General features: G+C 37.1%; 11 protein-coding genes. All 11 read right to left on the reverse strand.

Features of this window, described 5'->3' with window-relative positions:
- Window positions 1-189: 189 nt before the first annotated feature.
- The gene (gene argR, locus KI356_RS24135; RefSeq protein WP_002122414.1) at window positions 190-639 is read right to left on the reverse strand and encodes an arginine repressor ArgR; all 450 of its coding nucleotides are present in this window, start codon (window positions 637-639) and stop codon (window positions 190-192) included.
- A 143-nt stretch (window positions 640-782) separates the two neighbouring features.
- Window positions 783-1,622 (reverse strand): TlyA family RNA methyltransferase, encoded by an 840-nt coding sequence (locus KI356_RS24140; RefSeq protein WP_002122416.1) that lies wholly within the window; start codon window positions 1,620-1,622, stop codon window positions 783-785.
- A 3-nt stretch (window positions 1,623-1,625) separates the two neighbouring features.
- Complete coding sequence (gene dxs, locus KI356_RS24145; RefSeq protein ID WP_212936684.1) at window positions 1,626-3,518, reverse strand: 1-deoxy-D-xylulose-5-phosphate synthase; 1,893 nt, start codon at window positions 3,516-3,518, stop codon at window positions 1,626-1,628.
- Between the two features lie 309 nt (window positions 3,519-3,827).
- Window positions 3,828-4,721, reverse strand: coding sequence for a polyprenyl synthetase family protein (locus KI356_RS24150; protein WP_212936685.1), 894 nt, complete (start codon window positions 4,719-4,721; stop codon window positions 3,828-3,830).
- Complete coding sequence (xseB, locus tag KI356_RS24155) at window positions 4,721-4,951, reverse strand: exodeoxyribonuclease VII small subunit (RefSeq protein ID WP_000428422.1); 231 nt, start codon at window positions 4,949-4,951, stop codon at window positions 4,721-4,723. Before xseB ends, KI356_RS24150 begins: the two co-directional genes overlap by 1 nt.
- Window positions 4,941-6,299 (reverse strand): exodeoxyribonuclease VII large subunit, encoded by a 1,359-nt coding sequence (gene xseA / locus KI356_RS24160; RefSeq protein WP_212936686.1) that lies wholly within the window; start codon window positions 6,297-6,299, stop codon window positions 4,941-4,943. The genes xseB and xseA overlap by 11 nt, the downstream gene beginning before the upstream one ends.
- A 26-nt stretch (window positions 6,300-6,325) precedes the next feature.
- The gene (gene folD, locus KI356_RS24165; protein ID WP_002122426.1) at window positions 6,326-7,186 is read right to left on the reverse strand and encodes a bifunctional methylenetetrahydrofolate dehydrogenase/methenyltetrahydrofolate cyclohydrolase FolD; all 861 of its coding nucleotides are present in this window, start codon (window positions 7,184-7,186) and stop codon (window positions 6,326-6,328) included.
- Between the two features lie 23 nt (window positions 7,187-7,209).
- Entirely contained in the window at window positions 7,210-7,602 is a 393-nt protein-coding gene (gene nusB, locus KI356_RS24170) for a N utilization substance protein NusB (RefSeq protein WP_087954329.1), read from the reverse strand.
- Between the two features lie 348 nt (window positions 7,603-7,950).
- Entirely contained in the window at window positions 7,951-8,343 is a 393-nt protein-coding gene (locus tag KI356_RS24175; RefSeq protein WP_000807630.1) for an Asp23/Gls24 family envelope stress response protein, read from the reverse strand.
- Window positions 8,344-8,365: 22 nt separating this feature from the next.
- Window positions 8,366-9,718: an acetyl-CoA carboxylase biotin carboxylase subunit gene (gene accC, locus KI356_RS24180; protein WP_212936687.1), complete on the reverse strand. Its 1,353-nt coding sequence runs from the start codon at window positions 9,716-9,718 to the stop codon at window positions 8,366-8,368.
- A gap of 16 nt (window positions 9,719-9,734) precedes the next feature.
- Window positions 9,735-10,223 (reverse strand): acetyl-CoA carboxylase biotin carboxyl carrier protein, encoded by a 489-nt coding sequence (accB, locus tag KI356_RS24185; protein ID WP_002122431.1) that lies wholly within the window; start codon window positions 10,221-10,223, stop codon window positions 9,735-9,737.
- Between the last annotated feature and the right edge of the window lie 101 nt (window positions 10,224-10,324).

Genomic DNA, 10,324 nt, shown 5'->3' on the forward strand with positions numbered 1-10,324 from the left:
TTTGTATGTACAAATTACTCTTCTAACCCGCTCCATTGTACCAAACATTCGTTTTACGGGTCAATCCACCTATTTTCTAACTTTATTCAAACAAAATATTATATTACAGTTACAAATTCATATTTTTAATCAATAAAAATATCTTGTTTACTTTCCACTTTACAGAGGAAAGCAAACAAGATTTTTCTTTTACAGCATATTTAAGAAACGATCAGAGACAACACCTGTATCTTCAGGTGTACGGCAAATAATTAAGCAAGTATCATCACCACAAATGGTTCCGATAATCTCATCCCACTCTAAATGATCAATAAGTGCCCCAAGTGAATGAGCGTTACCAGGCAATGTTTTTAGCACAAGCATATGTCCTGCCGTGTCTAATTTTACAAATGAATCCACTAGATTTCGTTTTAATTTTTGCAACGGGTTAAATCGTTGATCTGCTGGCAAGCTATATTTATAGCGACCATCATTTAACGGTACCTTCACTAAGTGCAGTTCTTTAATATCGCGCGATACTGTTGCTTGCGTTACATTAAACCCCACATTACGTAAAATATCAACTAGTTCATCTTGTGTTTCAATTTCTTTATTCGCAATAATTTCCCTGATTTTAATATGGCGCTGACCTTTATTCATACATTTGCACCTCACACTATCTCTTACCATAGTTTAAACATTGGTATACTTCACTTATTTATGTTAACGTATAATCCGTTACTTGTACACAATTGTTTTTTACAATCATTATACGATTACACCAAAAAGAGGAACAACATATGTTATTCCCCTTTCCCTTTTTGTTTTAGAACATCATGTGCTTCTGTAACAACTTGCTCAATAGAAACCGGAGAATGATTTTCGCCATTCTCACGCTCACCGTGCCACTTTAAATGAATTAAAAATTCAATATTTCCATCCCCGCCTGTAATTGGTGAGAATGTTAAACCTTCGACATCATAGCCTTCCTTAAGAGCAAAATCGACAATCATTTCCACGACAGCTTCATGCACTTTTCTATCACGAACAATGCCTTTTTTCCCGACTTGTTCTCGTCCAGCTTCAAACTGAGGTTTAATTAATGCAGCAACATCACCATTTGGCGTAAGCATGGTTTTTAAAACCGGCAATATAAGCCTTAATGATATAAATGAAACATCAATACTTGCAAACTGCGGTAAACCACGTTCTAAATCTGCCGGTGTCACGTAACGGAAGTTCGTTCGTTCCATCACAACAACACGCTCATCTTGACGCAACTTCCACGCAAGTTGATTATATCCTACATCTAATGCATAAGATAACTTCGCTCCATTTTGAAGCGCACAGTCTGTAAAACCACCAGTTGATGAACCAATATCTATCATAACTTTATCTTGTAAATCAAGTTGAAATGTTTCTAATGCCTTTTCAAGCTTATAACCACCACGGCTTACATATGGCATAACTTGCCCTTTCACCGTAATCTCCGTATCTTGCGAGATTTTCTCCCCTGGCTTATCGAGTCTCATTTCATTCGCATATACAAGACCTGCCATAACAGCACGTTTAGCCTTCTCACGCGTTTCTATAAGTCCTCGCTCTACTAATAGTACATCTACTCTTTCTTTTTTTACGCTCATTTGTTACGCCCTTTTTTGTTTTGATGGAATCATTGTATGAATACGGTCTACAACAGCATCTGTCGTTAAACCAATTTCTTCTAACAGTTTTGTTACACTACCATGCTCTATGAAGCGATCAGGAATACCCATTCGTTCAATTAAAGCACTATGGTATCCGTTCTCAGAAGCAAATTCAACTACTCCCGTTCCAAAGCCACCGATTAAACAAGCCTCTTCAATCGTTAAAATCGGTATATTTTTTCCTAAAAGCTCATGTAAATATGCTTCGTCCATCGGCTTAATAAAGCGAGCATTCACTACTTTCACTGATACTCCAGCTTTTTCAAGTCGCTCAGCTGCCTCCATTGCCATCGGGATTGTCGTACCAAACGTTAAAATTGCTGCTTGTGTTCCTTCTTTTAACGTTTCCCATGTACCAATTGGAATCGCCTTTAATTCTTCATCCATTTGAACGCCAAGTCCATTGCCGCGTGCATAACGTAAAGCAATCGGTCCATCTTCGTATTGCATCGCTGTATATACTAAATGTTGTCCTTCATTTTCATCTTTCGGCATCATAATCACCATATTCGGCAAATGACGTAAAAACGAGATGTCAAATACACCTTGATGCGTTTCACCGTCTGCTCCAACTAATCCAGAACGATCTATTCCAATGAAAACATTTAAATTTTGGCGACAAATATCATGAACAACTTGGTCATATGCTCTTTGTAAAAACGTTGAATAAATTGCTAAGAATGGCTTCATTCCTTGCGTTGCCATACCAGCCGCCATTGTTGTAGCATGCTGCTCTGCAATACCTACATCAATCATACGATCCGGAAATTCTTTTTGGAATTTCTCAAGTTTCGATCCAACAGGCATTGCAGGCGTAATTGCAACGATACGTTCATCCGTTCTCGCTAGCTTAAGCACTGTTTCACTAACAACAGCACTCCATGCTGGTGCAACTTCCTTCGGTTTAACGAAGTCGCCTGACTCAATTTTATACGGTCCTGTTCCATGCCAAGTTCCAATAACGTCACTCTCAGCTGGTTTATAACCTTTTCCTTTTTTCGTAATAACATGAACAAGTACTGGGCCTTTTGTTTTCTTTGCATATTGCAACGTTTCGAATAACTTTTCATAATCATGCCCATCGACCGGACCTAAATATGTAAAGCCTAATTCTTCAAAAAAGACGCCTGATACTAGTAAATATTTCAGACTATCTTTTATTTTCTCTGCTGTCGCAGCCACTTTCCCACCGACTGCTGGGATTTTCTTCAATATATACTCTAGTTCATCTTTCACCCAATGATATTTCCCTGCGGTACGTAAACGACCAAGTACATTATGAAGTGCACCGACGTTCGGTGCGATTGACATTTCATTGTCATTCAAAATGACAATCATGTCTGTTTTTTCATGCCCAATATGGTTCAATGCCTCTAAAGCCATTCCACCTGTTAAAGCACCATCTCCAATGATTGGTATAACATAGTCTTCCGTTTTCTTTAAATCACGTGCAAGCGCCATTCCCATCGCAGCAGATAGTGACGTCGAGCTATGACCAGTTTCCCAAACATCATGCTCACTCTCGCAGCGTTTCGGAAAACCACATAGACCTTGATATTGTCTTAATGTGCCAAACTCTTTCGCACGCCCTGTTAAAATTTTATGTACATAGGATTGATGTCCTACATCCCATAAGAATTTATCTTTCGGACTATCAAATAATTTATGCAGAGCAATTGTGAGTTCTACTACACCTAAATTAGGTGCAATATGTCCACCTGTTTGAGAGAGCTCTTCAATTAAAAACTTACGAATATCCTCACTCAATTCCTCTAGTTCACTGATAGACATATCTTTCAAAAAACTAGGGTTTTGAATTTGCGTTAGATCCACATGGATCACTCACTTTCATTTCATAATCTGTCAACATGTCAAATATTATAAGAAACATTTACATAGTACAAGAAATTCTCTTTTCTATTCTTTTATCTTGTCCTGATTTCGGAAAACACTTCCATTTTTCTTTACTTATCATATTACAAATCAAATTTCTTTGCACGATGAAAAAAATAGCCGCTAACACGAAGTGATAACGGCAATGTAATCTACATATATTTTTGCCAATAACAAGGAAAGAAAAACCTTTTCCTACATTTATATCATAAAATGCTGAATGACTCAACAAATGAAAACGCTGTTATACTAGTTATTACGTTTTGCGATTAAATCACAAATAGCTAGTAAATATTCATCTTGTAATTGCAAGGAGCTAATAGAATCTTTTGCTTTTGCAATTGTCTCCTCTAAAATAGATTTTGCTCTATCTACAGTAAATAACGTCGTATATGTGCTCTTTTCGTTGGAAGCATCACTGCCAATCGGTTTTCCAATCTCTTCTTCTATTCCTTCTACATCCAAAATATCATCTCTAATTTGGAAAGCTAGACCGATATATTTCGCAAATGCAAGTAACTTCTCTTCTTGCTCTTCTGTAGCATCAGAAATTATCGCTCCTGCAAGTACAGCAAACTCAAGCAGTTTACCTGTCTTATGCTTATGGATGTACTCTAATTCATTAATTGTAAGTCGTTTTCCTTCAGCTTCCATATCTGCCACTTGTCCAGCAACCATTCCTTCAGGTCCTGCTGCTTTCGCAAGCTCAAATACAAGTCTTACTTTTTTTTCAGCAGAGATTTCTTTTTGCTCATATGCCATAATAACTTGAAAAGCATACGTCAACAAACCATCTCCTGCTAAAACTGCCATTGCTTCACCAAATACTTTATGATTTGTAGGCTTTCCTCGTCTTAGATCATCATCATCCATACAAGGTAAATCATCATGAATTAATGAATATGTATGAATCATTTCAAGGGCACAAGCTGCACCCACTCCAAGATTTCTTTCTTTCCCAAACGCTTGTAACGTTGCAAATAAAAGTAACGGGCGGAGACGTTTCCCACCCGCTTCCAAAGAATATGCCATCGCTTCACGAAGCACATTTGGACATTGTAATTCATTTGCATAGCTTACAAGCTTCTCTTCTACGAAAGTTTTACTCTCTTTCAAAAAAGCATCAAAAGCTATATGTGTCACTATGCTTCATCTCCTAAAGCAGTAAACGGTTTAAGCTCTCCATCTTCCCCAAGGATAACTGCCATTTGTTCTTGTACATCTTTCAATTTTTCATCACAAAGCTTAGATAATTCCATGCCTTCTTTAAAATAAGAAATCGCTTCTTCTAAAGGTACATCACCTTGTTCAAGCTTAGAAACGAGATGCTCAAGTTGCGAAATTGCTTCTTCAAAGCTTAACTTATTTTCCATTATTCAATTCACGCTCCTCTATGCTTGATACGCTACAATCTAGTATTCCATCTTGTAATTGAACCGAAACAGCATCTCCAAGGCTAACATCTTTCACGCTTTTTAATACTTGTTTCTCTTCATCGTATACAAGCCCATACCCTCTCATCATTACTTTAAGCGGGCTTAATACTTCAAGCTTTTGAGCCGTTCTCACAAATACGAACTCCTTCGTTTGAAGTAATGTTTGCATTTCACGTTGCAACTGCTTTTGCAACGTTTCAATTGCCGTTTTCGTTTGTATAATTTTTTGAGATGGGTGGTGCTTTTCTAAATAAAATGAAAGTTGCTTTAATTGATTTACTTTTTTATCTATATAACGCTCTTTCGCTAAAACAAGTTGTTCAAGAGCCCTGTCTAACTGCTCTTCTTTTTGCTCGTACACTTGCCTTGGATAACGGAACGCATAAGATTTTTGTAACACTTGCAATTTTTCTTCTTTTTTATGTACTCTCTCTCTCATTGCTCTTTGCAATCTCAGAGTTCTTTGTAATACCTTTTCTTGTAACTCTATAGTATTAGGTACCGCCAGCTCAGCTGCTGCAGTCGGTGTTGGCGCACGTAAATCCGCGACAAAATCTGCGATTGTAAAATCTGTTTCATGGCCTACAGCCGAAATAATCGGAATCTCACTTGTAAAAATTGCTCTTGCAACTACTTCCTCATTAAAGGCCCATAATTCTTCAATAGAGCCTCCACCACGTCCAACAATTAAAACATCAATATCTCCCATTTCATTCGCTGTACGAATTGCTTGTACAATCGAGGGAGCCGCTGACTCCCCTTGTACAAGTACAGGAAACACAATGACATTTCCAATTGGATAACGACGTTTAATTGTTGTTATAATATCGCGAATTGCTGCTCCTGTTGGCGACGTAATTACACCTATTGTTTTAGCATACGGAGGAATTATTTTTTTATAAACTTGAGAAAACAAACCCTCTTCCTCTAAACGAACTTTTAATTGCTCATAAGCTAAATGCAAGTTTCCAATTCCATCAGGCTGCATGTCTTGAATATAAATTTGATAAGAACCACTCGCCTCGTAAACAGAAATCTTTCCTTTTACAAGTACTTTCATTCCATTTTCCGGTCTGAATTTAATGTTACGATTATGACCCGCAAACATAACCGCTGCAATTCTTGCATTTTCATCTTTCAATGTAAAATACATATGACCACGACTATGATATTTAAAGTTGGAAATTTCTCCTTTTAACCAAACAGACTGTAAATGCGGATCATACTCTATTTTTGTTTTAATATAGCGTGTTAATGCTGTAACGGTTAAATATTGTTTCTCCATTGCTCTCTCCTCATAGCCGATTCAAATTATTGACAAACAACACCTGCACGCTTTGCAGACTCCACAGTGTTGTGAAGAAGCATTGTAATAGTCATTGGTCCGACTCCTTTTGGCACAGGCGTAATGTAACCTGCAACGTCTAATACATTGTCAAAATCAACATCACCACAAAGTTTGCCTGTTTCTAAACGGTTAACACCAACATCAATTACAACCGCACCTTCTTTAATATAGTCAGCTGTTACCATTTTCGGTCGTCCAACGGCTACGATTAAAATATCAGCTAACTTCGATAATTCTTTTATATTTTGCGTCTTAGAATGACAATATGTGACAGTTGCATTTTCATTTAAAAACAGTTGCCCCACTGGTTTACCAACAATATTACTTCTTCCAATTACAACAACATGTTTTCCAGAAATATCAAGATTCGTTTCTTTTACTAATTCTAAAATGCCATGCGGTGTACATGGAAGGAATGTGTCTTGTCCCGTCATCATACGTCCTACGCTGATTGGGTGAAATCCATCTACATCCTTTTCCGGTGAAATTCTTTCAATGATAGCTTTTTCTTCAATATGTTTTGGTAAAGGTAATTGTACCAATATGCCATTAATGCGGTCGTCTCCATTTAAGCGATCGATTTCAGCAAGCAAACGCTCCTCAGTAATCGTTTCAGGAAGTTCAATTAGCTCTGAATAGATTCCTACTTGCTCACAGCCTTTTTCTTTTCCTTTTACATAAGAACGAGATGCTGGATCTTCTCCAACTAAAATAACTGCTAATCCTGGTACAATCCCTTGCTCTTTTAACTTCACAACTTCTTCTTTTAATTGTGCTCGTTTTTTCTCCGCAACTTCATTTCCTTTGATGATTACTGCTACCATTTTAAGTTTCCCCCTTAAAGAAATTACAGTGTATCTTTTATATTAGATAAAACGCCGTTAATAAAACGACGAGATTCCTCATCCCCAAATGTTTTTGCGATTTCAATTGCTTCGTTAATTGTTACATTGTGCGGAATCTCTTCCATGTATTTCATCTCACACACAGCTACACGTAAAATACTGCGATCAACAATACTAATACGCTCAAGCTTCCACTTTTTTAAGTTTTGACGAATTGCTTCATCAATCACTTCTTTATTTTCTACAAATCCTACAACAAGTGATTCTAGAAACTCATTTGTTTCTTCACCTTCATCTAGCGTATTTTCCACCGCTACTTTCGGTTCTAATTCTCCTGTAATATCCATTTGATATAATGCTTGCATTGCTCTTTCTCTAGCCGTCCTACGTTTCATTGTAACTCTCCTTTATACTTCAAGTCTTTCCTTATGCTTTGTTATATTATTATAATTTATAAGCCGTCAATTCACTTACTCTTGCAGTTTTCATTGATTTTCCAACCTTATAATACAATGATAATAACACAATTTATCGTTTCACACACGGGGTACAAGGCTGAAAAATAATAAAAAGATTAACTTCAAGTTCCATATCTTATCACAATGTACGTTTTTTGGAAAAATGAAACATTCCCTTTTATATTTCTTATTTTTTGAAATAGTATAATAATTAGAGGGTTTTAATTTGTGAAGAAATGACACGATAAAAAAGATGCCTATTTTACTAGGCACCTTTTTTCACTCTTACACTGGTTCGATTTCTGTTTTTTGTGTTTCGAATGTTACGCCAACGATGTGAACGTTCACTTCTTTTGGCTCAAGTCCTGTCATTGTAAAGAGTGCTTGGCGAATATTGTCTTGAATTTTTTGTGCAACAACCGGAATCGCTACACCAAAATACATCACAACATAAAGGTCAACAATAATATCTTCGTTTGCTAATTCAACCTTTACACCTTTACCATGATTTTTCTTACCTAACTTCTCAACAACATCTGTAGCAAAATTACCACGCATTGCCGCTACACCTTCTACTTCAGCAGCTGCAATACCTGCAATTACTTCGATTACTTCTGGTGCAATTTCTACTTTTCCAAGAGTTGTATCTTGACCCATATCTAACATATGTTCAGCCATGAAAAAAACCTCCTTTAATGTATCACTGCGTCACAAGTTCATGCTCTTCCAAAAATTTCGTGTTAAACTCACCTTTTACAAAATCAGGATGATCTAGCAATTGCAAATGGAACGGGATTGTTGTATGTACGCCTTCAATGACAAACTCACTGAGTGCTCGCTTCATTTTTGCAATTGCCTCTTCACGTGTTTTTCCGTGAACAATTAATTTAGCAACCATCGAATCATAGAAAGGTGGTATTGAATATCCCGGATATACAGCTGAATCGACGCGAATACCAAATCCGCCTGGTGGTAAGTACATCTCTACTTTACCTGGAGATGGCATAAATTTTTTGGCAGGGTTTTCCGCATTAATTCGACATTCCATTGCCCAACCATTAAATTGTACTTCTTCTTGCTGTAACGATAACTTTTCTCCAGAAGCAACAAGAATTTGTTCTTTAATTAAATCCATCCCTGTTACCATTTCAGTAACTGGATGTTCAACTTGGATTCTCGTATTCATCTCCATGAAATAAAAGCTTTTCGTTTTATATTCATAAATAAACTCAACCGTACCAGCACCTGTATAATCAACCGCTACCGCCGCTTTAACTGCTGCGTCACCCATTTGCTTGCGAATATTCTCATCAAGTGCAGGTGATGGACTTTCTTCTAATAGTTTTTGCAGGCGGCGCTGAATTGTACAATCACGCTCTCCTAAATGAATGGCATTTCCATGTGTATCTGCCATTATTTGAATCTCAACATGGCGGAAATCTTCAACGTACTTCTCCAAGTATACACCAGGGTTCCCAAAAGCGGTACTGGCTTCTTGCTGTGTAATTTGAATTCCTTTTACAAGCTCTTCTTCATGGCGCGCAACACGAATACCTTTTCCGCCGCCACCTGCAGTCGCTTTAATAATAACTGGATATCCAATTTGATTAGCAAGCCCGATCGCTTCTTCGGTATTTTTAATAATCCCTTGTGAACCTGGTACAATCGGAACCCCTGCTTCTTTCATTGTATCACGTGCAACGTCTTTTGTGCCCATCTTTGAAATAGCTTCTGGACTTGGACCGATAAAAATCAAGTTACACTCACGACATAATTCTGCAAAATCTGCATTCTCTGCTAAAAATCCATATCCCGGATGAATTGCATCACAACCTGTTAATTTCGCAACACTAATAATGTTCGTCAAATTTAAATAGCTTTCTTTTGAAATCGTTGGTCCAACACAATACGCTTCATCTGCAATTTGCACATGAAGTGACTCTTTGTCTGCTTCTGAATAAATTGCAACTGTTTCAATATCCATTTCTTTACAAGCACGAATGATTCGTACAGCAATTTCCCCACGATTGGCTATTAATACTTTTTTTATCATCACAAAGACTCCCTTATTACGCTTTTACAAGAAATAGCGGTTGTCCATACTCAACGAGCTGTCCGTTATTAACAAGAATTTCAACAATTTCGCCCTCTACATCTGCGTCAATTTCGTTAAATAATTTCATAGCTTCAACAATACATACGATAGAATCTTTCGACACTCTGTCCCCAACACTTACATATTGAGGTGTATCAGGCGAAGAAGAGGAATAAAATGTCCCTACCATCGGTGATGTGATTTTATGTAGGTTTTCATTTTGAACCGCTTTCTTCTCTTCTTGTTTTGGCACTTCTACTTGCGCTGCCGCTACTGTTGTTTCTACTTCAACAGATGCTGCTGGTTGTACTACCTGTTTAGTTACCGGTGCTTGCACAGCAACAACTTCATTACCACGTTTTTTCATTTTGATTGTTGTACCGTCTTTTTTGTATTCAAATTCATCAATATTAGAGCTATCAATTAATTTAATTAATTCACGAACTTCTTGAATTTTAAACATGTAAAATCCACTCCCATACTCTTGTTTGTCCCGTTTTTACAGATTGGCATCAAACTGATTTACTGTAAAAATACGATGTATTATTAGTAAATGTATTCCTA

Origin of the sequence: Bacillus hominis (assembly GCF_018332515.1) — a bacterium.
In the GTDB taxonomy this organism is placed as follows: Bacteria; Bacillota; Bacilli; order Bacillales; family Bacillaceae_G; genus Bacillus_A; species Bacillus_A hominis.

What these genes read in the sequence shown, in the direction of transcription:
- argR (WP_002122414.1), bottom strand. Translation starts at nt 639, where the DNA reads ATGAATAAAGGTCAGCGCCATATTAAAATCAGGGAAATTATTGCGAAT.
- KI356_RS24140 (WP_002122416.1), bottom strand. Translation starts at nt 1,622, where the DNA reads ATGAGCGTAAAAAAAGAAAGAGTAGATGTACTATTAGTAGAGCGAGGA.
- xseB (WP_000428422.1), bottom strand. Translation starts at nt 4,951, where the DNA reads ATGGAAAATAAGTTAAGCTTTGAAGAAGCAATTTCGCAACTTGAGCAT.
- xseA (WP_212936686.1), bottom strand. Translation starts at nt 6,299, where the DNA reads ATGGAGAAACAATATTTAACCGTTACAGCATTAACACGCTATATTAAA.
- folD (WP_002122426.1), bottom strand. Translation starts at nt 7,186, where the DNA reads ATGGTAGCAGTAATCATCAAAGGAAATGAAGTTGCGGAGAAAAAACGA.
- nusB (WP_087954329.1), bottom strand. Translation starts at nt 7,602, where the DNA reads ATGAAACGTAGGACGGCTAGAGAAAGAGCAATGCAAGCATTATATCAA.
- KI356_RS24175 (WP_000807630.1), bottom strand. Translation starts at nt 8,343, where the DNA reads ATGGCTGAACATATGTTAGATATGGGTCAAGATACAACTCTTGGAAAA.
- accC (WP_212936687.1), bottom strand. Translation starts at nt 9,718, where the DNA reads ATGATAAAAAAAGTATTAATAGCCAATCGTGGGGAAATTGCTGTACGA.
- accB (WP_002122431.1), bottom strand. Translation starts at nt 10,223, where the DNA reads ATGTTTAAAATTCAAGAAGTTCGTGAATTAATTAAATTAATTGATAGC.